We start from the raw sequence: 25,326 nt of genomic DNA on the forward strand, positions 1-25,326 counted from the left end.
CCTTGGCGACGATTCTTGAGCCTGGCGAGATCGAAGCGGCGGCGAGTTCACCGCCGTTTCTGCACCTGCCTCCGAAAAACCTGTTCACCTTGCGCGCCTTACGCCTGGAGCGTCTGGTCGACGGCCATCCACTGGCCGATTACCTGCGGCTGGTGACCGGCCTGTGCCACGTGCAGCAGTGTGTGATGGACGATCCGCCCGTGGCCGCCATTCCCGATGCCGAACGCCTGCGCGTGTGCCAGCAACACGGCTTGCCGCCGTTCGCCGCTGACAGTCTGGTGCGCGAAGACGATTGGCTGCCGTTCCTCGAAGCGCTATTGCAGCGTTACCAGCCACCGCCGCAACCGGCCGTGGAAAAAGCCGTGGCGACCTTGCGCCGCGCCAACGTCGGGCAACGCAAGGCCTGGGCGATTGCGCTGGTCAGCGGCCAGTTCACCCTGCTGCCCGCCGCCGTGGTGCCGTTTCTCGGCGCGGCGTTGCAGGTGGCCTGGAGTCATTGGTTGCTGAGCACGCCGGACCTTGCACTGAAACCCGGCGACAGTCTCAGCCAATGCCCGGCCTGCGGTTCGCCGGCCATGGCCGGGGTCATTCGCCATCGCGGCAAGTACAACGGCTTGCGCTATCTGGTGTGCTCACTGTGTGCCTGCGAATGGCATGTGGTGCGGGTCAAATGCGTGTATTGCGAACAAAGCAAAGGCCTTGAATACGTCAGCCTCGATGACGACCGTCACGCCGCCAATCAGGCACCCATACGCGCGGAGGTCTGCCCCGGCTGCCGCAGCTACCTGAAACTGCTTTACCTGGAAAACGACGCCGAGGCCGAAGCACTTTCAACGGACCTGACCAGCCTGCTGCTGGACATGCGCCTGGAGCAGGAAGGCTACCAGCGTCCGGCGCCTAATCTTCTGCTGGCACCTGGAGGCGACTGAGCGTATCGGTTTGACCTCAGCGGCTACACTCAGGCGCGACGGTCAATGTTTGCGGGAGCGCCTGATGTCTTCCAGATCCGCCAGCCAAGCTCTGCGGCTGCCTTCCATCGACAGTTTGCTGCGCCATCCCGCTTGCCAGCCATTGGCCGAGCGTTACGGGCGTGAGGCGCTGTTGGCCAGCCTGCGGCAATTGCTCGATGACTTGCGTGAACCGGTGCTTTCAGGGCAACTCGACGCCATTGAAATCGCACCCGAAGCGTTAGCCGGCAGGGCGGGTGAACGCTTGGCCACTCAGCATCGCAGCAACGTGCGCCGGGTGTTCAATCTCACCGGCACGGTGCTGCACACCAATCTGGGACGAGCGTTGTTACCGGAAGAAGCCATCGACGCCGTGCAGAGAGCGGCCCGTTATCCGCTCAATCTGGAATTCGACCTGCACAGCGGCAAGCGCGGTGACCGTGATGACCTGATCGAAGGCCTGATCCGCGAGCTGACCGGCGCCGAGGCGGTGACGGTGGTCAACAACAACGCCGCCGCGGTGTTGCTGACGCTCAACAGCCTGGGCGCGCGCAAGGAAGGCATCATTTCCCGGGGCGAACTGATCGAAATCGGCGGCGCGTTCCGTATTCCCGACATCATGGCCAGGGCCGGGGTCAGGCTCCACGAAGTCGGCACCACCAATCGCACGCATGCCAGGGACTACGAAGCCGCGATTGGTCCACGTAGCGGTTTGGTGATGCGCGTCCATGCGAGCAACTACAGCATCGAAGGCTTCACCGCGCGGGTGCCGACCGCCGAGTTGGCGCTACTCGCGCATAAACACGGCTTGCCGTTGCTTGAAGACCTCGGCAGCGGCAGCCTGCTGGACCTGACTCGCTGGGGTTTGCCCGCCGAGCCGACCGTGCGCCAGGCGCTGATCGATGGCGCCGACATCGTCACCTTCAGCGGCGACAAGCTACTGGGTGGCCCCCAAGCCGGGTTGATCGTCGGCCGCAAAGACCTGATCGCGAAGATCAAGAAGAATCCACTCAAACGCGCCTTGCGGGTCGACAAACTGACCCTGGCCGCCCTCGAGGCGGTGTTGGGCCTGTACCGCGATCCTGATCGACTGGCCGAGCGGCTGCCGAGTTTGCGCCTGCTGACCCGACCCCAGGCGGACATCCTGACCCAGGCCGAGCGCCTGCAACCCTCGCTGGCGAAAATCTTGGGCGACAACTGGAGCGTCAGCGCAGTACCGGCGCTTGGCATGATCGGCAGCGGCAGCCAACCGGTTGCGCGCTTGCCGAGCGCCGCGTTATGCCTGCGACCGCACGCGTCCAAACGTCTTCGCGGACGGCAGTTGCATGATCTGGAAGCGTCCCTGCGTGCGTTGCCGATTCCGGTGCTTGGGCGCATTGATGACGATGCGTTGTGGCTGGATCTGCGGCAACTGGACGATGAGCTGGCGTGGCTGGCGCAACTCGATCAAATTGCAGGAGCCGCAGAGTGATCGTCGGCACCGCAGGGCATATCGACCACGGCAAGACTGCCTTGCTCCAGGCCCTGACCGGCCAGGTCGGCGATCGTCGTCGGGAAGAGCGTGAACGCGGCATGACCATCGACCTCGGCTACCTTTATGCGGCGCTGGAACCGCAAGCGCCCCTGACCGGTTTTATCGATGTGCCCGGTCATGAGCGCTTCACCCACAACATGCTGGCGGGTGCCCAGGGCATTGATCTGGTGTTGCTGGTGGTCGCGGCCGACGACGGCGTCATGCCGCAGACCCGCGAACATCTGGCCATCGTTGAATTGCTGGGCATCCCTCGGGCGCTGGTGGCGATCAGCAAATGCGACCGCGTCGAACCGTCCAGAGTGCAAGCCGTTCGCGAACAGATCCAGACATTGCTGGCGCCGGGGCCTTATGCCAACGCGCCGCTGATTGCACTGTCGAGTGTGACCGGGGAGGGCATCGAGACCCTGCGGCAAGCCTTGCTCGAGGCGCAGCGTGAAGTCGTTCAACGCAGCACCACCGGCGGTTTTCGCCTGGCGATCGATCGTGCCTTCAGCGTGGCCGGCGTCGGTATCGTGGTGACCGGCACTGCGTTGTCTGGCGTGGTGGCGGTGGGCGATACGCTGATGCTCGGCCCGCAGGGCAAACCCGTGCGCGTGCGCGGCCTGCATGCGCAGAATCGGGCCGCCGAAGTCGCAATGGCCGGACAGCGAGTGGCGTTGAACCTGAGTGCCGAACGATTGGCCCTGGAGCAGATTCATCGCGGTCACTGGTTGCTGGCCGAGTGGCTGTACGCACCGACGCAGCGAGTGGATATCGACCTGCAATTGTTAGCCTGCGAACCCAAGGCCTTCGAGCACTTTCAACCGGTGCACGTTCACGTGGGGACTCAGGATGTGACCGGACGGGTGGCGTTGCTGGAAGGCACCCGCCTGGCGCCGGGTGAACGGATGTTCGCGCAACTGCTGCTGAATTCGCCGGTGCAGGCGGTGAAGGGCGATCCGTTGATTCTGCGTGACCAGAGCGCCCAACGCACCCTCGGCGGCGCGCGGGTGCTCGACCCGTTTGCACCGACCCGACAACGCCGAAGCCCCGAACGGCTGGCGCAGCTACACGCCCTCGCCACAGGCAAAGAGTTGGAAGACAGCCTGCCGGCGTTATTGGCCAACAGCGACACCGGGCTCGATCCGCAGCGTCTGGAGCGTCAGTTCAACCGCCCCCGCAACACGTGGGTTTTGCCCGATGACGTGCGCCTGATCGACACCCGCCAAGGTCCGTTGCTGTTCAGTGCGGCCTGCTGGGAAGCGCTGAAAGCGCTATTGCTGGACCACCTCGCACGCTTTCACCAACTGGAACCGAATCAAATGGGCCCGGACCGGGATCGCCTGCGGCGGTTCACCGGCACAGCGCTGGACCGTCCGACGTTCATCAGTCTGCTCGACGAATTACTCGCCAGTGGTGCCATTGCCGCCAGCGGGCCATGGCTGCATTTACCCGATCATCAGGTGCGCTTGAGCGAAGACGACGAAGCCCTGTGGCAACACTTGCGACCATTGTTCGAACAGGCTGGTTTTGATCCGCCGTGGGTGCGCGACCTTGACCATGACGAGGCGGCCGTGCGCTTGCTGCTGTGTAAAATGGCGAGGCTGGGATTGGTGCATCAAGTCGTCCGTGACCTGTTCTACACCGACACGATGATCCGCCGATTGGCGGCTATGCTTGTGCAACTGGCCGCGCAAAACCCGGTGATTCAGGTCACGGCGTTTCGTGATGCGGTGGGCCTGGGTCGCAAGCGCAGCATCCAGATTCTTGAATACTTCGACCGGATCGGCCTGACGCGACGGTTTGGCGACAAGCGCCATATCCGCCTCGACAATGCCTTGGCCCAACGCACCGAGCACTGACTTCAAGGAAGGCAATCGCGCCCGGTGGCGCGGCCGGGCTTCAAACCCGGTTGGGGACGGCATCCGTTCCCGGGCAGGTTCGACTCCGGCTGCCTTCCGCCATTTACCCGCGTGTCACTGCATCACATAACGCCCCGGCGCCGACTCGATCGCCGGGTATTGGGCGTTACCGGTATGCAGCACCGAGGGCTGGCGTTCGCCAGACTGCTCAGCCAGCCAGACGAACCAGTCATTCCACCAGCTACCGGAATGTTGCTGGGCGTTCTTGAACCAGGTTTCCGGATTTTTGGTGACCCGATTGTTGGTCCAGTAATGGCGTTTTTCCTTGGCCGGCGGGTTGATCACTCCGGCGATATGCCCTGACGCGCCCAGTACAAAACGCTTGGTCCCGGAGAGCAACTCGGTGCTGGCGTAAGCGCTTCTCCACGGCACGATGTGATCGTCATGGGTGGCGAGGATGTACGCCGGAGCATCGATGGCGCGCAGGTCCAGCTTGACCCCGCAACAGTCCAGCTCACCGGATTTCAGGTCGTTCTGCAGATAGGTGTGGCGCAAATACCAGCAGTACATCGGACCCGGGAGGTTGGTGCTGTCGTTGTTCCAGAACAGCAGGTCGAGGGGAATCGGTTTCTGGCCCTTGAGGTATTTGTCGACGTTGTAGTTCCACCACAAGTCGTTGGGGCGCAGCAGCGAGAAGGTATTGCCCATGTCCTCGCCCTTGAACAGGCCGATTGGGCCATCCAGGCCGCCGATGGTGCGCTCGCGGTAGGCCACCAATTGTTCATCGACGAAGATGTCGATAGGGCCGGTATCGAGGTAGTCGAGGAAGGTGGTCAACAGGCTCACGCTGCCAATGTCTTTGTCGCCACGCGCCGCCAGGACCGCCAGCGCCGAACTCAACAAGGTGCCGCCGATGCAGAAGCCGACGCAATTGGGCCGCTGCTCGCCGCTGATTTCACGGGTCACTTGCAGGCCTTTGATGATGCCGGTTTCGATCAGGTCATCCCAGGTGGTGCCCGCGTGTTCCTGATCGAAGTTGCGCCACGACATCAGGAACACCGGGTGCCCTTGTTTCAACAGATGGGCAACCATCGAGTTGTCCGGGCGCAGGTCGAGAATGTAGTACTTGTTGATTGACGGTGGCACGACAAACACCGGGCGCCGGTACTGGGTTTCGCTTTGCGGGTAATACTGGATGAGCTGGAAGAGTTCGTTCTCGAACACCACTTCGCCTGGAGTGTTGGCCAGATCGACACCGACTTTGAAGGCGCCGGCGTCGCACTGGCGCATCTTGCCTTCTTGCAGGTCGCTGGCCAGGTGCAGCAGGCCGGTGAGGAGACTGCTGCCCTGTGTATCGACGACACGTTGCAGCGCATCGGGATTACTGGCCAGAAAGTTACTCGGCGCCCCGGCGGCGATGGCTTGTTCCACCAGATAGAGCAGGCGCTGACGCGGCTTTTTGTCCGGGATCGCCAACTTGTCCAGCAGCTTCAGCAGAAACCCTGCGTTGAGCAGATAAAAGGCGGCGAGTGAGCCGAACAGTGGCTGGCTCCAGTTGCCGCTGGCAAAACGACGATCGTCGAAGCTGAATGGCTGACCGGTCAGCAGTTGCTGGCCGAGTTCGCCCCATTGCTGTTGGTAGTCCGATTGAAGGCTGTCCAGGGTGCCGCGCGGCAGGTCAAACCACTCGTTGTATTCCTGGCCGGTAAACCACGGATTGGTGCTGACCCAGAGGCGTAATTGTTGCACTGCAAAGGAGGCAATGAACGGAACCTGGCCTGACCAGAAGGTGTTGAAAGTATGCGAATTATTGTCCATGGAACTCCTTGCCCACATCAGTAAACCGGGCTGAAAAAAACCGCGGCGCCGGACTTCGGCGCCGCGTTAGCAGTCAAGCAAGCAGTCCTTTGTTTCTTCTAGCGCTCGATGACCAGGCTGACGCCCTGGCCGCCACCGATGCACAACGTGGCCAAGCCTTTTTTGCCGTCGCGACGAATCAGCTCGTGCAACAGCGACACCAGAATCCGCGCACCCGATGCACCGATCGGATGACCCAGGGCAATCGCTCCGCCGTTGACGTTGACTTTGCTGGTGTCCCAACCCAGTTCCTTGCCAACCGCCAGTGATTGCGCGGCGAACGCTTCGTTGGCTTCGATCAGGTCGAGGTCGTCCAGGCTCCAGCCGGCTTTTGTCAATGCCAAGCGGGTGGCCGGCACCGGGCCGATGCCCATGATCGCCGGGTCCACGCCCGAGCTGGCGTAAGCCTTGATGCGTGCCAGAACCGGCAAGCCGAGGGTCAGGGCCTTGGCGGCGCTGGCCAGCAACAGCACGGCGGCGCCGTCGTTGAGGGTCGAGGAGTTACCGGCGGTCACGCTGCCGTTTTTCTGGAATGCGGGTTTGAGGTTGCCCAGCGCCTGCAGCGTGCTGTCCGGGCGGGGCTGTTCATCGGTGTCGAAGACCAGCGGCTCACCTTTGCGCTGAGGGATCAGGATCGGGGTGATTTCACGCTTGAAGTAGCCGGCTTCGATGGCAGCTGCGGCTTTCTGTTGCGAGGCCGCGGCGAAAGCGTCCTGGTCTTCGCGACTGAGCTCGTACTTCTGCGCCAGGTTCTCGGCGGTGATGCCCATGTGGTAGTCGTTGAAGGCGTCCCACAAACCGTCCTGAATCACGCTGTCTTGCAGTTGCGCATGACCCAGACGCAAACCGGTGCGGGCCTTGGGCAGCACATACGGCGCCAGGCTCATGTTTTCCTGACCGCCGGCAATGATGAGCTCGGCGTCGCCACAACGGATGGCCTGGACCGCCAGTTGTACAGCCTTGAGGCCTGAGCCGCAGACCTTGTTCAGGGTCAGGGCAGGGGTGGTATGGGGCAGGCCGGCCTTGATCGCCGTCTGGCGTGCCGGGTTTTGCCCCGAGCCCGCGGTGAGTACCTGGCCGAGGATCACTTCATCGATCTGCGAGCCGTCCAGACCGGTCTCTTCCAGCAAACGGCGAATGACTGCCGCGCCCAGCTCGGTGGCTGGAATAGCGGACAAGGCACCTTGAAAACTGCCAATGGCGGTACGAGTAGCGGCAACGATTACGACTTCGTTCATGCGTGACCTCATTAAGATGTTGTCGAGCGGAAGCAGGGCATCCATGCCCTGACAGGTCTACTGCATGTTCATGCCGCCGTTGACCGAGAAGTCGGCCCCGGTGCTATAGCCCGATTCATCGGAAGCCAGCCAGGCCACGATGGAAGCGATTTCTTCAGGTTGACCGAGACGCCCGACGGGTGTGGCCGCGATCATGGTGTCGAGAATGTCCTGGCGTATGGCCGCAGTCATGCTGGTCTGGATGTAGCCTGGGGAAACGGTGTTGACGGTCACGCCCTTGCCGGACACTTCCCGGGCCAGTGCCATGGTGAAGCCATGGATGCCGGCCTTGGCCGCGCTGTAGTTGGTCTGGCCGAACTGGCCGCGCTGACCGTTGATCGAGGAGATGTTGATGACCCGTCCCCAACCCTTGGCCAACATCCCTTCAATGACCTGTTTGGTGGTGTTGAACAAGCCGCTCAGGTTGGTGCCGATGACCGCATTCCAGTCTTCGGGCGTCAGTTTGCGAAAGGACGCATCACGCGTGATGCCGGCGTTGTTGACCAGGACATCGATCGGGCCGAATTGCTCACGTGCCATCTCGAACGCTTTGCGCGTAGATTCCCAATCGGTGATGTCGCCATAGATGCATTCGAATTGATAACCCGCCGCCAGTTGACCGGCTATCCACTCATTCTTGCGGGCGGAGTCAGAGCTGCAGCCCACGATGACCTTGAATCCCTCCTTGTACAGGCGCTGACTAATCGCAGTGCCAATCCCACCCATACCACCTGTGACCAACGCAATACGACCAAGCGACTTCATATGCTCTCTTCCTTTTTATATTTTGCGCTGCAAGATGGAGATTGTTCGGCATTGACGGGGTGTGCGGAAGTGTTGAGAGGTGACGGTCTGGTGTCCAACGGTGCCATGCACGAAGCGAAACGGAACTTTCTATCGTCGCCTCGCCGCTCATCTGTAGCAGCTGCCGAGCCTGCGAGGCAGCTGCTACAAAGCGACGACTGGCTTGAAATAGTGGCTAAAAGTGAGGAGTACCTATACTGGGATCAATATTGGTGACGGTACGATCCATTAGTCTTTGATTCATCGCAGATCAGTCATGGCTCCGGACAGGATGTTCGGTTCCACAGGTCATTGAGGACGCCATGTATAGAATGAGTTCAGGCTATGCCAGCGTGCTGGTAAATACGCTCTTGGCTCAAGGACTGGATGTTGCCAGTCTGTGCCAGGAGGCTGAACTAGACATGCAGCTCGCGAACAAACCAGGAGCGTTTTGCGAGCGAAAGGCTATCTATCGACTATGGGATCTGGCCGCTCAGGCCTCGGGTGATCCAGACATCGGCTTGAAGGCCTATGGAAGTTTCCACCCTGGCAGCTTTCAGATCGTCGGCTACACCATGATGTCCAGCCTGAATCTGAAAAAAGCCCTTGAACGACTGGTCCGTTTCAGTCCGTTGATTGGCACCGGGTTCAGCCTTTTCTTTACATCGGAACAGCAGAATTACCGACTTTCCGGCCTCGATCATCAACAAAAAGGCTCGGTCAAACCTCGTCAATACACCGATGCAGCGCTGGCTTCATTGCTGGGTTTCTGCCGTAAGCTGGCAGGCGGCAACGCACCGCAACCCTTGAGCGTGGGATTCACCTATCCCGAACCTGAAGACACCACCGAGCACCGTCGGCTGTTTGGCTGCGACCTGCATTTCGACGCGCCTTACGACAGCATTTTGTTTGACGGTCAGGAACTGATGCGTCCGTTGAGCATGGCCAATGAAGCGTTGGCGGTGCTGCATGACAGTTTTGCCGAGGCTCAACTGGACCTGCTGTTTGGTTTTTGCATTGTCAGCCGGATTCGCGCGCTGATTACCGAGCGTTTGAGTCAGGGCCAGGGGCAGTGCGACATGGAGTCGATTGCGGCGGCATTGAACATCAGCAAGCGGACGCTGCAACGCGCGCTGGAAAAGGAAGGAACGCAATTCAAGGACGTGCAGAACGCGGTGCGCCGGCAATTGGCCGATTTCTACCTGCGCCATTCTCACTTCAACATGAAGCATGTCGCGTATCTCCTTGGTTTTCATGATCACAGCAGTTTCAACAAAGCCTGTAGCCGCTGGTTTGGCATGACGCCCGGCCAGTATCGGGCCGATGAATCGTTTGAAATCAAGGAAGCCGCGTCGGTCTGACGCGGTCCTCCTCGGCGTTCAACGTTATTTCACCGGAGTTTTTTTCACGCCTTTCTTGGCCTTGGCAGGTTTGCGCACCGGACTCGCAACCTTGGCGATGGGGGCTGGGGTTACTGCGGGTGTCTTCTGCTTGATTTGCTCAGGAATTACCGCTGGGGCTTGCTGTTTGATCGGCTCTGGAATTGCCACCGGGGTGATCTGCTTGATTGGTTCCGGGATTACGGCCGGGGCTTTCTGCTTGATGGGCTCAGGGATGACCACCGGGGATTTTTGTTTGATCGGCTTGGGGATTTCCACCGGGGTGATCTGCTTGATCGGCTCCGGGGTTACCACCGGGGTTTTCTCTTCGATGGCATCGGCTTCACCCGGTGGTTGGGTCAGGCTGAAACCCGGCAGCGGCACGTCGAGCAGCGTGTGCAGCTCACACCAAAATGGGTTGTCTGCGCCGCTGGTCAGCAGTTCCGGCAGCAAATTGGCAACGGCTGCCAGCACTTGTTGGCGCTCTTCGACCTCGACAAGCATCAAGGGCAGGCTGTGCAGGCTTTCTTGCGGATGGGTGGCGACCAGCAGTTTTTGCAGGCGCAGGGTTTCGCGCAGATCAAGCGGCTCGGCACTGTAGTCCTGAAGCAACACTTGCAGTTGCAGGATCAATTTTTCGACACTTTCCTTGCCCGGCTCGTCGCTGTCGCGACCCAGCAGGAACAGGATCCGTATCAAGGCTTCCATCAGGCCGCCAAGGGGCAGGGCATCCTGCAGGCGCTCGATCAGGAGCTTGTCGTGCTGTTCGGCATGTTCCTGCAGATTTCGCCCGGGTGCATTGCCGGTGAGGCTGTTGAGTACGCCATACACACCGTAGAAACACATTTCCTGAGCCGCATCACGCAGATCCCGATAGCCGTTCAAGGCGTCCTGCACCTGGTTGGAAAACAGTTCCTGCCAGACCAGCAACGGGTTGTTCTGGCTGGCGGGATGACGATCTTTGCTCACTTGAGCGGCACTGCCTTCCAGCCACCACAGCGCCGGGTTCAAACTGCTCCAGGTCACTTGCTGCTGATGGAAAGGGTGGGTCCGGCGCAGCATTTCGGCGCTCGGTTCGTTGATCAGCTGGCGCAACCACGGGCGTATGAATTCGTCGTACACACTATTGTTGATTGTGGACGCGCGCTGGACCAGCGCAAATTCGCGATCGTCATCACGGGGCGGCTGCACCTGACCATGGATGTCGGCGATACGCCGGCGTTCGAAACGCACGGCATACGGCGTCGCCGAACTCTCCGGCAGGTCTTCTATCAGCATTTCATACAGCCCGGCTGACAGCGCATTGATCGCATCGACCGCACCAAGCAATTCACGGTGTTCACGCCGTGCCACTTCACCGGACACGAAGATGCCCAGGTGACCGATGCTCGCGTGTCGCAGGTAAACGATGGTGCGCCCGGCATTTTGCAACGCGAGATCGCTGGGATAGACGTCGGTGATCCAGTCCAGTGCCTGCTGCGGGGAGGTGATGTTGTCGCCATACGAGCAGAACACCACCACCGGCACTTCGATCAGCTTGAGGTCAAGCCCGCTGCTCTTGCGGCCCAGGCCACCGGACAGCCGATTACCGATGAACAGGTCGTCGACAATCATCTCGATCTCTTCGCCATTGAGCAGGGTCGGGCTGCCCCACCAGCGTTCGAAATCCAGAAAGCGTGCGGCCTCGCTGTCGACTTCGCTGAACAGGTGGTAGTACTTGCCCCAATAGGTGTTGGCCGGGTCCAGGTTTTCGAAATTGCTCACCAGCCAGGTGCCGTCGAATCGGTCATTACCGAGGTCGCTACCGATGCGCGCCATCCAGCCACCGCCCAGCAAACCACCGGTGTAGCGCATCGGATTGCGGCCATTGACACCGGCCCAATACGATAACGGCGCACCATTGACGATGATCAGCCCCGGCAACTCCGGACGGGTGGCCGCGAGCCCCATTAACGCCCAGCCTGCCTGGCAGTTGCCGATCAGCACGGGTTTGGCGCTGTCTGGATGCCGGGCGCTGACGACCTCGATGAACTTCGCTTGGGCGTCTGTGATATCGGCAAGGGTTTGCCCAGGGCGAGGCGAGTGACTGAAGGAGATGAAGTAGGTGGGGTGGCCGGCTCTCAGGCTCTCGCCGATGACCGAATCCTGTTTGAAACCGCCGATGCCCGAGCCGTGACCGCCGCGGGGGTCGATGATGATCACTGGCTGTTTTTTACTGTCGATCTGTTGCCCTGGGCCGCCGAGGATTTGCAACAACGAATAGTTGACCGGGCGGGGCAGGTCTTCCCCGGCGACCAGCGTTTCATGATTGAACTTGAGCAGCAGCGGATACCCGGCGCGTTCGTGGGCCAGGGTGTTGTCGCCGCGCTGACGCAAGGTGTCCCAGAACAACACGCTGCGTTGGCCGAGGTCCGTGAAGTATTCCTGCCAGTCAGCAGGCGTTGGCTGCCGGAGTTGCCCAAGGCTTAAAGGCGCGAAGGTTTTTGCCTGGCGCTTCTGCATGGCGTCGAGGACGTTGCGGGTATTGAGGTGCTGCAGATGATTCAGGTGTTCGAACAAGCCAGCGGGTTCGGAGAACTCTTCATCTTGCAGCGCAATATTTAATTCCTGACCCATCGTGATCTCCTGACGCTGTGCATGGGAACCGGCCCATCTGAACCCTTTAATTAAAGAGGACTAGCCTGGCCGTTCGATGAGCAGGAGTTTACAGCGAATAAGGAGGGCTTTAGCAAAGTTTATTTTGCACCGCACAAAAATAGGCATTGCCAAATAGTTTTGTGCACTGCAATATCAAGGCTAACGCGATGACTGGCCGGATCGCTATCGCGTCCTCAGGCCTATCAGGGCCTTCCAGTACCAGGAGATTCAAGCATGTCTTTTTTCAATTCGGAAAAACTGCAAACCGCTCAGAAAGCCAACCTCGATCTTTTGCAGCAAATCAGCGGCAAAGTCTTCGCCAGCGTTGAACAGCTCAGCCAGTTGCAGTTCAAGGCACTGCGCGACTCCACCGAAGAGCACTTCGAAGGCGTTCGCAAGCTGCTGGCCGTCCGTGATCCACAAGGTTTCGCCGATCTGCAGGCTTCTTTCACCCAGCCGAGCGCACAGGCCGAACGTCTAGCCGAGTTCAACCGTCAGGTTCAAGCGCTGATCGTGGGCACTCAGTCGGACATCGCCAAATTGACCTCGAGCCAGGTCGAAGCGGGCACCCAACAGGTGCAAGAGTTCGTTGAAACCATCAGCAAGAATGCACCAGCCGGCTCCGAGCCTGTTGTGGCTGCGTTCAAGTCGAGCCTGGCGAATGCCGGTACTGTGTTCGAAAGCGCACAGAAAGCCGTAAAACAGGCTGCCGATGTGGCTCAGAGCAGTTTCGACGCAGCAACTGCCGCGGCCACCAAAGCGGCCCCGGAAGCAAGCGCCAAAGCTACCAGCGGTAACAAGTAAGTCACGTTAAGCAAGCGGCACCAATGGCGATGGGTTTATTCCCCATCGCCATTTTTTTTCGGCCCGTTATCGGTGCCGGGTTTAGCGCCAAACATGCCAAACAGGTTCTGGGTATTGAGATACAACGCCTTGGACTGGTCGACATACTGGCGCATCAGGTCCTGCATCACTGGGGCCTGTTGATGCATGAAGTCGCTCCAGGCCTCGGACGACTGCGCGCCGGTCTGGGACTGAACGTCGATTACGGTCTGAATGCTCTTGTCCAGGTAACTGCCAAGTACACCCTGATAAGGGCCGTAGAACTGGATAATCCCCATCAGCATTTCGGTGGTGAAGATCGGCTCACCGCCGCTTTCAGCTTCCAGAATCACTTGCAGCAGGATGCTGCGCGTCAGGTCCTCGCCGCTCTTGGCATCGACCACCTGAAAGGCAATTTTGTCGACCACCAACTGGCGTATGTCCGCCAGCGTCAAATGACTGCTGGTGTGGGTGTCATACAGTCGGCGATTGGGGTACTTCTTGATCAGGCGGGGGGTGGTATCAGTCATGCGGGGCGTCTCGCGGCGGGCCTGGTTTGCAGGCATCTTAACCTACTCTCATCCTTGGCGCCTTTGAGGCCGCTTTCGCGAGCAGGCTCGCTCCCACATCTATGGTTACCCCCTTTTCTGCAATACTGTTTTTGATGCGTGTTTGGCTTGCTTTCATCTATCCGGCGTCTGAGTGGGGTTATGGCCCCGCGCCTCGATGAGAATCGATGCCCGACGATCCTAATTATTCGAACGGCCTTTCAGCCGTGTGGGAGCTCAGGGTTGTCGTCAGGCCGGTTGGCCGTTCACGTCATCAGTTATCCAGCATCGCAAAACCAGGTGGGTGGTGCTCGGGTGACAGCAGGGTCAGGCGTTCATCGCGGCTGGCCCTGCATCGAATTCAGTGTGGTGGGCCGCAATCGCCCAAGCGATCCTCGCCAGCTTGTTGGCCAGCGCACAGACCACATGGTTGGAGTGATGGTGGGTCAATAGCTGCCGGACCCAGTCCGCCAGCCAGCCTTTCTGGAGCTCCAGCCGCATCAAGTAAACACGGGCACACTGGACGAGCAGGCGCCTCTGGTTTCGATCACCGCGCTTGCTGATACCCAACAGTACGGTCTTGCCGCCAGTGGAATGCTGCTTGGGTACCAACCCGATCGAGGCCGAATAGCCTCGACCGCATTTGAACTGTTTGCCATCACCCAATTCGGCAGCCAGGACGCTGGAGGTGATCGGGCCGACACACGGGATGGTCATCAGGCGAGATGCCAGATCATCTCCAGCGGCCTGGTTTTCCACGTCCTTGTCCAGCTTTTTGACCTGCCCGTCCAGGTAGTTGAAGTGCTCATGCAGCATCATCAGGGTCTCTTTGATGCGCTCAGAAAATGAGCTCGCCTCAACCAGCGCCGGAACATCTTTGATTGATTTGAAGCTTGGGGACAGGCTGACGCCAACCTCCAGAAGGGCGGCGTGAATCCGATTGACGGTAGCGGTGCGGTCTTTGATGAACGAATCGCGTGTCGAGTTGAGCATGGCCAGCGCCTGCTGATCCTGGGTTTTTGGGTGCACAAAGCGCATCGTTGGGCGAGTTGCCGCCTCGCCGATCGCCTCAGCATCAGCGAAGTCGTTCTTGTTGCTTTTCACGTAAGGACGCACGAGATGCGGCGCAATGAGCTTGGGCGTATGCCCCAGCTTTGCGACCTCCTGCGCCATGTAGTGGGCGCCACCACAGGCTTCCATCACGACGGTGCAGGGTTCGATATTCGCCAGGTGCTGCATGAGCGCGGCGCGAGTAAATTTTTTGCGGTAAAGCTCATGACCACGATCATCCTGCGCATGCAGGTGAAAGGTGTGTTTGCCCAAGTCGATGGCGGCAATGGCTACTTTGTTCATGGCAACGGTCTCCGGTGAGCCCCCTGTGAAAGCTTAGTGGGCGATCGCAGGGGGCGGCGGGGGTAGCCATTTCATTATTGGATCTTCAGCGTTCACAAATCCTGTGGGAGCGAGCCTGCTCGCGAAGAGGCCCGCCATCACAGCGAAAATCCACAATAAAAAGAGGACTGCGCCGTCAAGCGAGTCCCCCCTTGTGCTGCCAGAACAGACTTACCAGATCGGCAAGGTGTAGCTGACGATCAAACGGTTTTCATCCAGGTCGCTGCCGAAGTTGGTCGAGCGAACCGTCGCGTTACGCCATTTCACGCCGACATTCTTCAGCGGCCCGCTCTGCACGACATAACCAATGTCGGTATCACGTTCCCATTCCTTGCCTTCCGGGCGGTTGCCGCCCAGATCGATATTATCGCCGGTGAGGTAGCGGGTCATGAACGTCAGGCCCGGAACGCCGATGGCTGCAAAGTTGTAGTCGTAGCGCGCCTGCCAGGACTTTTCGTCCTTGCTGGCGAAGTCGCCGATTTGCACGAAGTTCACCAGGAAGGCATCGGTGCCATTGACGTAGGCGTAGCCGGTGTCGCCGCTCATACCTTGATAGCCCAGGCCCAACGCATGCCCGCCGAGGTTGTAGGTGAACATCGCGCCAATGGCATTGTTATCGACATTACTGCCACCATCGTCCGTGGAGCGGGCGAAGCGCAGATCCGTCTTCAGCGACTGGCCGGTTGTGACCGGCAATACGTAGGTCAGGTTGACCAGGTGCTGGCTGTAGAAGTTGTCGAGGTGACCGTAGCTGTAGCCGGTGGCGAGGTTGCTGGTCCATTTGTAGTTCAGGCTGGCGAAATCGAAGCTGTCGCTATCGAGATGACGTGTGGTGATGCCTTTTGCGCCGGTGCGGGTGATGCCCATGTCCTCGTAGTCCGAGGAGTCGCGTTGATTGACCTGCGTCAGTCGCCCGGCATCCACGGTCAAGCCTTCGAGTTCCAGCGAGGTCAACTGACCGCCCTTGAAGGTTTGTGGCAACAGCCGTGAATCGTTGGCCAGTACCGTCGGCAGTTTAGGCAGCAACGTGCCGAGTTTTAGCGTGCTTTTTGAGGCGCGCACTTTGGCGGTCAGGCCCAGTTCGCCGTACTCGTCCTGCGCACCTTTGCTCGTGTCGCGGTGGCGTTTGAGCAGGCCGGAGCCTGCGCGATCAGGGCTGGAATCGAGCTTGACACCCAGCAGTCCGATGGCATCGAAACCCACACCGATCAAACCGTCGGTGAATCCCGATTCATAGCGCAGCAGGAAACCCTGTGCCCATTCCTCTTGTTTGGATTGCGCAGCGTTGTCCTGGCGATAGTCACGGTTGAAATAGAAGTTGCGCAGCTCAAGGCTGGCCTTGCTGTCTTTGACAAAGTCAGCAGCGGCGGGGGCCGAGAGGCTGATGACGCCGCCGGCCAGCAACAGTCGGGTAGCGAGGATGCGGGTGTTGCGGTCCATGGTGAAGCCCCTTTGTTTTTATTATGGAAAGACAGGTCCCGCGGCCCTCGCCAGGTGGGCGAGGGCTTATCAATAAAAAACGCGAACGCCAAAAGATAGGAGCGTGACGCCGCGTGCGGTTCAATCGTTAGAACTGCTCGGCGCTCAGGCCAAACAAGGAGGCACTGCCCGCGCGGATGGATTGCTCCAGGCTCAAAATGCGCGGCAGCAGGCGGTGGATATAGAAGTCGGCGGTGGCGATTTTTGCGCCATAAAACCCTTCGTCTTCATGCAACTTTTTCTTGGCAACCTGTGCCATGCGCGCCCAAAGCCAGGCATAGGCGACGTAACCGAACAGGTGCAAATACTCCACTGAAGCGGCGCCGACTTCGTTGCGGTTGGTCGCGGCCTGATCCTGTAGCCAATCGCTCAGGTCTTCCAGACGCTGCACGGCATCGAACAGTTGAGCGCAGTAGGGCGCGTCAGGCTGATGGGCGAAATGACGGATCTCGCCGGTGAACTGGCGCAGCGCAAAGCCCTTGTCGGCGAGCACTTTGCGTCCGAGCAGGTCCAGGGCCTGAATGCCGTTGGTGCCTTCGTAGATCTGCGCGATGCGCACGTCACGGACCAATTGTTCCTGGCCCCATTCGCGGATGTAGCCATGGCCGCCGAACACTTGCTGGCCGTTGATGCAGCTTTCGAGGCCGGTGTCGGTGAAGAACGCCTTGGCCACCGGAGTGAGCAGCGCAACCAGGGTTTGCGCGCTGTCGCGTTCATTGGCGTCATCGGAAAACTTCGCCAGGTCCAGTTGCTGCCCGACATAACTGGCAAACGCGCGACCGCCCTCGGTCATGGCTTTCATGCTCAGCAGCATGCGGCGCACATCAGGGTGAACGATGATCGGGTCGGCCAGTTTGTCCGGAGCAATGGCACCGGTCGGCGCGCGGCTCTGCACACGTTCGCGTGCATAGGCGACAGCGCTCTGATAGGACGCTTCGGCGCAGCCAATGCCTTGAATGCCGATGGACAAGCGCTCGTAGTTCATCATGGTGAACATCGCCGCCAAACCTTTGTTGGCTTCGCCGACCAGCCAGCCGCTGGCGCCGTCGAAGTTCATCACGCAGGTGGCCGAGGCCTTGATGCCCATCTTGTGTTCGATCGAACCGCAGCTCACAGCGTTGGCATTGCCGAGGGAACCGTCGGCATTGACCAGCACTTTGGGCACGACGAACAGCGAGATGCCTTTCGGCCCTGCCGGTGCATCCGGCAATTTGGCCAGCACCAGATGGACAATGTTTTCGGTCAGGTCCTGATCGCCACCGGTGATGAAGATCTTGCTGCCGGTGATGCTGAAGCTGCCGTCGGCCTGAGGTTCGGCGCGGGTGCGGATAATCCCCAGATCGGTGCCGGCGTGGGCTTCGGTCAGGCACATGGAGCCGGCCCAGCGGCCTTCGTACATCGGCGGCAGGTACAGGTTTTTCAAGGTGTCGCTGGCGTGGGCATCCAGTGCCAGGCAAGCACCGGAACTCAACGCTGAATAGAGTGCAAAGCTTGAGTTGGCGCCGTAGAGCATTTCTTCGAACTGCACGGCGAGCATCTTCGGCATGCCCATGCCGCCGAAATCGGCGTTACCGGAAAGACCCACCCAGCCGCCTTCGATGTAGGTCGCATAAGCCTGTTTGAAACCGATTGGCGTGCTGACCTGGCCATCAACCCACTGGGCGCCTTCCTCGTCGCCGCTGCGATTCAATGGCGCTATCAGGTGCGAGGTGACTTTGGCCGCCTCCTCAAGAATGGCGTCAGCGGTGGCGGCGTCGACACTGTCGGCCAGGGCTGGCAGGCGTGCCCACAGGGCCGGGGCATCGAACACTTCATGCAAAACAAAGCGCATGTCGCGCAACGGGGCGTTGAATTCGGGCATAACGTGAACCTCAAAAGGTTGTGCGATGGGCACGGCGCCGCTTGAGCAGGCCGTGCCCTTTCTATCAATGGGCGGAAGCGCTGGCGGCGCCGAGGCCGGTCTGGGCGCGAACGAACTGGTCCGCGTAAGCGTCACGCTCCTTGTCGGCCCGCACGCTTTGGTCGAGTTTCGACACCACGACGATCACGAAGAACGCCAGCGGCATGGAGAACAGTGCCGGGTGGTCGTACGGGAAGATCGCCTTAGCATGGCCGAGCACGGTGACCCAGACGGCTGGCGAGAGGATCACCAGCACCAGTGCGCAGATCAGGCCGGCGAAACCACCGATGATCGCGCCTTTGGTGGTCAGGCCTTTCCAGTACATGGCCATGATCAGCACCGGGAAGTTGGTCGACGCGGCGATGCCGAAGGTCAGGCCCACCAGGAACGCGACGTTCATCTTCTCGAACAGAATGCCCAGCAGAATTGCGATGATGCCAAGGCCGACAGTGGCCATGCGGGTCACGCGCATTTCTTGCTTCTGGGTAGCTTTGCCTTTCTTGAATACTGTGGCGTAGAGGTCGTGGGATATCGCCGAGGCACCGGCCAGGGCCAGCCCGGAGACCACCGCCAGAATGGTGGCGAAGGCCACGGCCGAGAGGAAACCGAAGAACAGGTTGCCACCGACCGCTTTGGCCAGGTGCATGGCGACCATGTTGCCGCCGCCAATCAAGGCGCCGCCGACTTCACCATTGACGTAGTACTGCGGGTCGGTGCCGATAATGACCATCGCGGCAAAGCCCAGGGTGCAGACAACAAGGAAGAAGAAACCGATGAAGCCCGTGGCGTAGAACACTGATTTGCGCGCTTCCTTGGCGTTAGGCACGGTGAAGAAGCGCATCAGAATGTGCGGCAGACCGGCAATCCCGAACACCAGGCCCAGCGACATCGAAGCGGTGTTGATCGGGTCGGCGAGCATTGAGCCAGGGCCCATGATGTTCCAGCCGCTGGCATGGGCTTCGACGGCTTTGGTGGCCAGGGTTTCGTAGCTGAAGCCGAATTGCGACATGGCCATGAACGCCAGGGTCGTGCCGCCGGCAAGCAGCAACACAGCCTTGATGATCTGCACCCAGGTGGTGGCGATCATGCCGCCGAAGATCACATACACCAGCATCAGCGCGCCGACAATCACCACCGCAACCGGGTAGTCGAGGCCGAACAGCAATTTGATCAACTGACCGGCACCGACCATCTGCACAATCAGGTAGCAGCACACCACCGTCAGCGAACCAAACGCGGCGAAGATCCGCACTTTGTTCTGGTCCAGTCGATAGGACACGATGTCGGCAAAGGTGTAGCGCCCCAGGTTGCGCAAGCGCTCGGCCATCAGGAAGGTGATGATCGGCCAGCCGACGAAGAAGCCGATGGTATAGATGAAGCCGTCGTAGCCCTTGGCGAACACCAGGCTGGACAGCCCCAGCAGCGTGGCGGCGGACATGTAGTCACCGGCAATCGCCAGACCGTTCTGGAACCCGGTGATGCCACCGCCGGCGGTGTAGAAATCAGACGTGGATTTGGTTTGCCGCGCCGCCCACCAGGTGATGGCCAGCGTGCCCAGCACGAAGACGAAGAACATGCCGATCGCATGCAGGTTGAGCGGTTGTTTTTCCACCGCGCCCAGCGCGGGCGCAGCCAGTACAACGGAGGCCGGCAAGAGCCCGACAGCGGCGAGGAGAAGTTTACGGAGCAGGTTCATTACTTGCTCTCCTCGAGAATGGCGGCGCCCAGTGCATCGAAACGCGTGTTGGCGCTGTAGACGTACCAACCGGTCAGTAGCCAGGAAAAAATGATGATCGCCGCGCCAACCGGCATGCCCAGGGTCAACATCCGATGCTCGGCGAGCGGCGCATGCAGCCACTGCGGGGCAAACGCCACCACCAGCATGAACGCGTAGTAAGTGCCCAGCACCGCAGCACTGAGTGACCAGGCCAGACGCGAACGGCTGCTCACCAATTGAATGAATTTCGGGTTGGACCGAATGCGTTCACAGCGTTGGGTATCAGTTGAATGGATGTCGATCATGGGTGGCTCCATCTTGTTGTTGTTATCGATGCTTTGGGTATTTAAGGGCAGGGCAGAGCCGAATCCGGCCTGCACGAGCCCGAAGCGGCCGGTAAACACACCGGCCGCTTGACGGGTACAACGTCGATTCGGTTAGAGCGCCTTGGCCCTGTCGCGCAGCACGTACTTCTGGATCTTGCCGGTTGAAGTCTTCGGCAGCAGAGTGAAAACCACCGTGCGCGGCACTTTGAAACCGGCCAGATGCTCGCGGCAGAAACTGATGATGTCGGCCTCGCGAACGTCCTGGTGATCAGCCTTCAACGTGATAAAGGCGCAGGGCGTTTCGCCCCACTTCTCATCGGGACGGGCGACGACGGCCGCTTCCATGACGGCTGGATGGCGATAGAGCACACCTTCCAGTTCGATGGTGGAAATGTTCTCGCCGCCGGAAATGATGATGTCCTTGAGTCGGTCCTTGATCTCGACATAACCGTTCGGATGACACACCGCCAGGTCGCCGGTGTGGAACCAGCCGCCTTCGAACGCTTCGGCCGTGGCGGTCGGGTTCTTCAGGTAGCCCTTCATCACGGTGTTGCCGCGCATGAAGATCTCACCGATGGTCTGACCGTCTCGCGGAGTCGGCTCCAGTGTCTTCGAGTCGCCGACCATCACGCCTTCGAGCGTCGGATAGCGCACGCCCTGACGGGATTTGATTTGCGCCCGTTCGTCCAGCGGCAACTCATCCCATTCGGCATGCCAGGCGCAGAGCGTCACCGGGCCATAGGTTTCGGTCAGGCCATACACGTGGGTGACCTTGATGCCCATTTCTTCCACGGCACCGATTACTTTGGCCGGTGGCGCGGCACCGGCGACCATGGCGTTGACCGGGTGATCGATCGCGGCTTTAGCCGACTCCGGCATGTTGACCAAGGCGTTGAGCACGATCGGCGCAGCGCACAGATGGGTGACCTGATGCTCGCGGATCAGCGTAAGGATTTTCTGTGGATCGACACGGCGCAGGAACACATGCACACCGGCCATGGCGGTGATGATCCACGGGTAGCACCAACCGTTGCAATGGAACATCGGCAGGGTCCAGAGGTACACCGGATGGTTGCCCATGGCCCAGGTCATCTGGTTGCCCAACGAGTTCAGGTAAGCACCGCGATGGTGGTAAACCACGCCTTTGGGGTTGCCGGTGGTGCCAGAGGTGTAGTTCAGCGAGATGGCTTCCCATTCGTTCGCCGGCCACTGCCAGGCGAAGGCCGGGTCGCCTTCGGCCAGCAGTGCTTCATAGTCCAGATCGCTGACCGCCTGGCCTTCGCCGTATTCCGGGTCATTAACGTCGATGACCAGTGGCGGGTGATCGAGCATGCCGATCGCCGCGTGAATCACATCATGGAATTCGCGGTCGGTAATCAGCACCTTGGCTTCGCCATGCTGCAGCATGAAGGCGATGGCTTCGGCATCCAGACGCACGTTGAGCGGGTTGAGCACCGCGCCAATCATCGGCACGCCGAAGTGCACTTCAAGCATCTCGGGAATGTTGGGCAGCATCACGGCCACCGTGTCGTTCTTGCCGATGCCGCGACCGGCCAGCGCCGAGGCCAAGCGGCGGCAGCGGGTGTATGTCTGCGCCCAGGTGCGGCGGATAGAACCATGGATGACGGCGGGGTAGTCTGGATAAACGCTGGCGGTGCGCTCGATGAAGCTGAGCGGAGACAAGGCAATATGGTTGACAGCCGCAGGGCCTAGCCCTTGTTCATAGATCGACATGTACGGGTACTCGGTGGCTGATTGTTAGCTCTATAGATGTCCTTGCAGCGTCGCCGCTGAGGGCATCTTTTATGTCCGGTCTGCTTTATATAACATTCAGCTACTGATATGGAAGTACAACCTACGTCATATAGGACATGTACTATATTTGATTCAGGCCGGTCTAAATCAATACAGCCTTACCGCCAAGGCCGGTATATCCTTGGCTTCCCCAACGAAGCGGACCTGTGATGACCCTGACTCCCGTTCGATTGCACAGCTGGTTGCGCCTGCAGCGCGAGGGTGTGTCTCTGGCCGCCCGGGCTGATGCGTTGTGCCGTGCGTTGCAGGAATGTCCCGAGGTGCGCCGGGCGGTTTATTTGAGTTGGCAACCCAATGCGCGGATTTACAGCCACGAGGGTGCTGCCCAGCATTTCCCCCCGGGCCTGGGTGACCCGTCGCTGGCCAGCGATCAATTGCTGTTTGATCGGCTGGTCGAGGCGGGGCGCCTCGATCTGGCGCAAGTGCGGCAACTCGATTGCTGGTTGTCCGGTCGATTGCGTCGGGCCGCTATCAGCCATGGCCAGGTGTTTGATCTGGCCTTGCAACCGGGGCTGCCGGGGTTATTGCTGGTGGAAGTGTGCGAGGGCGTGAGTCTTGATTGGCTGGGTTGGGTGCAGGACTTGCTGACGACCTTGCTGAGCAGCGTCAATGGCATGCTGCGCGGCTCGCCGCTGTTGGGTCACGATCCACAGCCGAGTCTGTTGCTCGATGCCCAGGGCCGACCGCTGGAATTCAATGCCGCGCTGTTGGCACTGCTCGCCGAAAAACCGCTGGCTGATGTGCTGGGTTTTCTGCCGGTCAATCACCGGGTGCTGGTCCGTGCCTGCCTCGACCAGCAACGCGCCATCGATGGGGTCGAAGCCCAGTTCGAAGCACAGATCCTGATCTGGACGTTTATCCCCGATCCGCAGGACAACCGTGTACTCGCCCGTTGCCGCGATGCCACGGCACAAGTGCTGGCCGAGCGTGAAGCGGCCACGGCACGGCGGCTGTACCGGCTGATTATCGAGAACACCACCGACCTGATTTCCCGACACACTCCAGACGGGCGCTTTCTGGATGCCTCGCCGGCGTCCTGGACATTGCTCGGCTACTGGCCGGAAGAGTTGCGCGGGCAAATGGCCCAGGGTTTGTTCCATGGTCAGGACCTGGCCAGTCTGGTGCAGCGCGCACGGGATGCCCTTGAGCAGGACGGTTACCACACGATGACCTATCGCATTCGCCATCGAGACGGGCATTACCTGTGGTTCGAAACCGCGAGCCGGGCGATTCGTGAAACCTACACCGGGACGGTGGTTGAAGTGGTCAGCGTGTCCCGGGACATTACCGCCCGGGTGCAAGCCGAGGAGAACAAGCGGCGCCTGGCGGAGGTGGTCGAAGCCAACACCGATCCGGTGTTGTTCATCGACCCCGAGGGGCAAGTCACTTACCTCAATCCAGCGGCGCGGCGCATTCTCGGGATCGACGAGCAACAACCGATGCCAGCCTTGGCGCAATTGTTCGCCAGCAGCGACCTGGCACGTCTGCAACGTGATGGCTGGAGCAGCGCCGAACGCGACGGTGTCTGGAGCACCGATGCGCGATTGCAGCCACCGGGAGGCGGCACTTCAGTGCCGGTATCGCTGGTGCTGTTGGCGCACCGTTCGGCCGGCGGCGAGCGCTATTACTCCTTGGTGGCGCGGGACATGACCGAGCGTGAACTGCGTGAGGTGCAACAGCGCCGCCATCAGGACGAACTGGCGCACACCGCGCGGTTGGTCACCCTGGGGGAATTGGCTTCGGGCATCGCCCACGAAATCAATCAGCCGCTGGCGGCGGTGGTCAATTATGCCAACGCTAGCCAGCGCTATTTACAGACGCTGGAATCCAATCCCCAGGCCGCCGCCCGAGTGGCGCAAGGGCTGGAGCGTATTACCCATCACGCCACGCATGCTTCAGAAGTCATCAGACGTTTGCGCGCGTTTCTGCGCAAGGGGCAACGCCGGATGCAGGCCCTGAATTTCACCGACGTCGCCCGCGAGGCGGTGCGTTTGTGTGCCTGGGAAGCGAGCAATTGCCAAGTGACAATCGAGGATCGCCTGCCGGATAATCTGCCGCCGATTTATGCCGACCGGGTGCTGCTGGAGCAGGTGCTGCTCAATCTGTTGCGCAATGCCATTGATGCCAACCGCGAACAACATCCGGGGCAGCCGTCACTGATTGTGATGGCCGCGGGGCAGGGCGGTGGTGCAACCGTGGAAATCAGTGTGCAAGACCAGGGACCGGGCGTCAGCGAGCCGGAACTGGAGCAGATATTTACCCCGTTCTATACCAGCAAGCCCGATGGCCTGGGACTTGGCTTGTCCATGAGCCGCAGCATCATCGAAGGTTTCGGTGGCGAATTGCAGGCCCTGCGCCAACCGGTCGGGCTGCTGATGTGCTGCCGCTTGCCGCTGGCCGGCCCAACAAAACAACAACAGGAATAACGTAATGGCAGGTGCGACGGAGCACGTGGTGTATGTGGTCGACGACGATCAAGGCATGCTCGACTCAACGGTCTGGTTATTGGAATCGGTAGGGCTCAAGGCCTTGCCGTTTACCAGTGGCGTGGAGTTTCTCAATGCGTGTGATGCCACGCTCGATGCCTGTGTGCTGCTCGATGTTCGCATGCCCGGCATGGGCGGTTTGAACGTGCAGGAAGAAATGCGCACACGTGAGCTGAACCTGCCGATCATTTTCGTCAGCGGGCATGCGGACGTGCCGATCGTGGTTCGCGCCTTCAAGGCGGGTGCCCATGACTTCATCGAGAAGCCTTATAACGAACAATTGTTGCTGGACAGCGTGCAACAGGCGCTCAGCAACTGCGCGGAAAACCGCTCGGGCAATCAGGGCCATGAAGCCTTGCAGGCACGCTTGCTGACATTGACCCCACGGGAGCGCGATGTCTTGCTGCCGCTGGTCCAGGGTTACACCACCCGTGAAATCGCTGAGCAACTGGGTGTGAGCGCAAAAACCGTCGACCTGTATCGCTCGCGGGTGATGAAACGCATGCAGGCCAATACCTTGCCGGACCTGGTGGGCATGGCCATCGCCGCTGAACTGGTTGATCCGCTGAAGCTGCGGTGATTGCTC

General features: G+C 60.2%; 18 protein-coding genes and 1 tRNA gene. 8 read left to right on the forward strand and 11 right to left on the reverse strand.

What is annotated here, in order from left to right; translation table 11 throughout:
- Window positions 1-2 precede the first annotated feature (2 nt).
- From fdhE to ACMXYJ_RS17900, 4 genes are all read left to right on the forward strand, one after another.
- Window positions 3-929, forward strand: coding sequence for a formate dehydrogenase accessory protein FdhE (fdhE, locus tag ACMXYJ_RS17885; protein ID WP_415756238.1), 927 nt, complete (start codon window positions 3-5; stop codon window positions 927-929).
- A gap of 64 nt (window positions 930-993) precedes the next feature.
- The gene (gene selA / locus ACMXYJ_RS17890) at window positions 994-2,418 is read left to right on the forward strand and encodes an L-seryl-tRNA(Sec) selenium transferase (protein WP_415756239.1); all 1,425 of its coding nucleotides are present in this window, start codon (window positions 994-996) and stop codon (window positions 2,416-2,418) included.
- A complete protein-coding gene (selB, locus tag ACMXYJ_RS17895) occupies window positions 2,415-4,322 on the forward strand; it encodes a selenocysteine-specific translation elongation factor (RefSeq protein WP_415756240.1) in 1,908 nt (635 codons plus the stop codon). Before selA ends, selB begins: the two co-directional genes overlap by 4 nt.
- 6 nt (window positions 4,323-4,328) lie before the next feature.
- Window positions 4,329-4,424: transfer RNA gene (locus ACMXYJ_RS17900), tRNA-Sec, on the forward strand.
- Window positions 4,425-4,436: 12 nt separating this feature from the next.
- Here ACMXYJ_RS17900 and phaC read toward each other — a convergent pair.
- The 3 genes from phaC to phbB all read right to left on the reverse strand — a co-directional run bounded on the left by phaC (window position 4,437) and on the right by phbB (window position 8,221).
- A complete protein-coding gene (gene phaC / locus ACMXYJ_RS17905; RefSeq protein ID WP_415756241.1) occupies window positions 4,437-6,140 on the reverse strand; it encodes a class I poly(R)-hydroxyalkanoic acid synthase in 1,704 nt (567 codons plus the stop codon).
- A 98-nt stretch (window positions 6,141-6,238) separates the two neighbouring features.
- On the reverse strand, window positions 6,239-7,417 hold the full coding sequence (locus ACMXYJ_RS17910) for an acetyl-CoA C-acetyltransferase (RefSeq protein ID WP_415756242.1): 1,179 nt from the start codon (window positions 7,415-7,417) through the stop codon (window positions 6,239-6,241).
- Window positions 7,418-7,474: 57 nt separating this feature from the next.
- Window positions 7,475-8,221: an acetoacetyl-CoA reductase gene (phbB, locus tag ACMXYJ_RS17915; protein ID WP_415756243.1), complete on the reverse strand. Its 747-nt coding sequence runs from the start codon at window positions 8,219-8,221 to the stop codon at window positions 7,475-7,477.
- Between the two features lie 341 nt (window positions 8,222-8,562).
- On the opposite strand from phbB, the gene ACMXYJ_RS17920 reads away from it, so the two are divergent.
- Complete coding sequence (locus ACMXYJ_RS17920) at window positions 8,563-9,600, forward strand: AraC family transcriptional regulator (RefSeq protein ID WP_415756244.1); 1,038 nt, start codon at window positions 8,563-8,565, stop codon at window positions 9,598-9,600.
- 24 nt (window positions 9,601-9,624) lie between these two features.
- On the opposite strand, the gene ACMXYJ_RS17925 is transcribed toward ACMXYJ_RS17920, so the two are convergent.
- Window positions 9,625-12,234, reverse strand: coding sequence for a DUF3141 domain-containing protein (locus tag ACMXYJ_RS17925; RefSeq protein WP_415756245.1), 2,610 nt, complete (start codon window positions 12,232-12,234; stop codon window positions 9,625-9,627).
- Window positions 12,235-12,489: 255 nt separating this feature from the next.
- Here ACMXYJ_RS17925 and phaP point away from each other — a divergent pair, with 255 nt between their 5' ends.
- Window positions 12,490-13,059: a TIGR01841 family phasin gene (gene phaP / locus ACMXYJ_RS17930; protein ID WP_415756246.1), complete on the forward strand. Its 570-nt coding sequence runs from the start codon at window positions 12,490-12,492 to the stop codon at window positions 13,057-13,059.
- Window positions 13,060-13,094: 35 nt separating this feature from the next.
- Here phaP and phaR read toward each other — a convergent pair whose 3' ends face one another.
- The 7 genes from phaR to ACMXYJ_RS17965 all read right to left on the reverse strand — a co-directional run bounded on the left by phaR (window position 13,095) and on the right by ACMXYJ_RS17965 (window position 22,173).
- Window positions 13,095-13,643 carry a polyhydroxyalkanoate synthesis repressor PhaR gene (gene phaR / locus ACMXYJ_RS17935; RefSeq protein WP_415756247.1) on the reverse strand — a complete coding sequence of 183 codons (549 nt, stop codon included), beginning with the start codon at window positions 13,641-13,643 and terminating at the stop codon, window positions 13,095-13,097.
- 309 nt (window positions 13,644-13,952) lie between these two features.
- Window positions 13,953-14,978, reverse strand: a complete 1,026-nt coding sequence (locus ACMXYJ_RS17940) for an IS110 family transposase (protein ID WP_415756180.1) — start codon at window positions 14,976-14,978, stop codon at window positions 13,953-13,955.
- 210 nt (window positions 14,979-15,188) lie between these two features.
- Window positions 15,189-16,457: an OprD family porin gene (locus ACMXYJ_RS17945; protein WP_415756248.1), complete on the reverse strand. Its 1,269-nt coding sequence runs from the start codon at window positions 16,455-16,457 to the stop codon at window positions 15,189-15,191.
- A gap of 127 nt (window positions 16,458-16,584) precedes the next feature.
- Window positions 16,585-18,357, reverse strand: coding sequence for an acyl-CoA dehydrogenase C-terminal domain-containing protein (locus ACMXYJ_RS17950; protein ID WP_415756249.1), 1,773 nt, complete (start codon window positions 18,355-18,357; stop codon window positions 16,585-16,587).
- A gap of 64 nt (window positions 18,358-18,421) precedes the next feature.
- Window positions 18,422-20,092 carry a cation acetate symporter gene (locus ACMXYJ_RS17955; protein WP_415756250.1) on the reverse strand — a complete coding sequence of 557 codons (1,671 nt, stop codon included), beginning with the start codon at window positions 20,090-20,092 and terminating at the stop codon, window positions 18,422-18,424.
- Window positions 20,092-20,418, reverse strand: a complete 327-nt coding sequence (locus ACMXYJ_RS17960) for a DUF485 domain-containing protein (RefSeq protein WP_123363997.1) — start codon at window positions 20,416-20,418, stop codon at window positions 20,092-20,094. Before ACMXYJ_RS17960 ends, ACMXYJ_RS17955 begins: the two co-directional genes overlap by 1 nt.
- 132 nt (window positions 20,419-20,550) lie before the next feature.
- Complete coding sequence (locus ACMXYJ_RS17965) at window positions 20,551-22,173, reverse strand: acyl-CoA synthetase (RefSeq protein ID WP_415756251.1); 1,623 nt, start codon at window positions 22,171-22,173, stop codon at window positions 20,551-20,553.
- 230 nt (window positions 22,174-22,403) lie between these two features.
- Between ACMXYJ_RS17965 and ACMXYJ_RS17970 the strand changes: the two genes are divergently transcribed.
- Window positions 22,404-24,680, forward strand: coding sequence for a PAS domain-containing sensor histidine kinase (locus ACMXYJ_RS17970; protein WP_415756252.1), 2,277 nt, complete (start codon window positions 22,404-22,406; stop codon window positions 24,678-24,680).
- Window positions 24,681-24,684: 4 nt separating this feature from the next.
- On the forward strand, window positions 24,685-25,320 hold the full coding sequence (locus ACMXYJ_RS17975; protein ID WP_415756253.1) for a response regulator transcription factor: 636 nt from the start codon (window positions 24,685-24,687) through the stop codon (window positions 25,318-25,320).
- Window positions 25,321-25,326 lie beyond the last annotated feature (6 nt).

Source organism: Pseudomonas arabinosi (assembly GCF_047758675.1).
Classification (GTDB): Bacteria; Pseudomonadota; Gammaproteobacteria; order Pseudomonadales; family Pseudomonadaceae; genus Aquipseudomonas; species Aquipseudomonas arabinosi.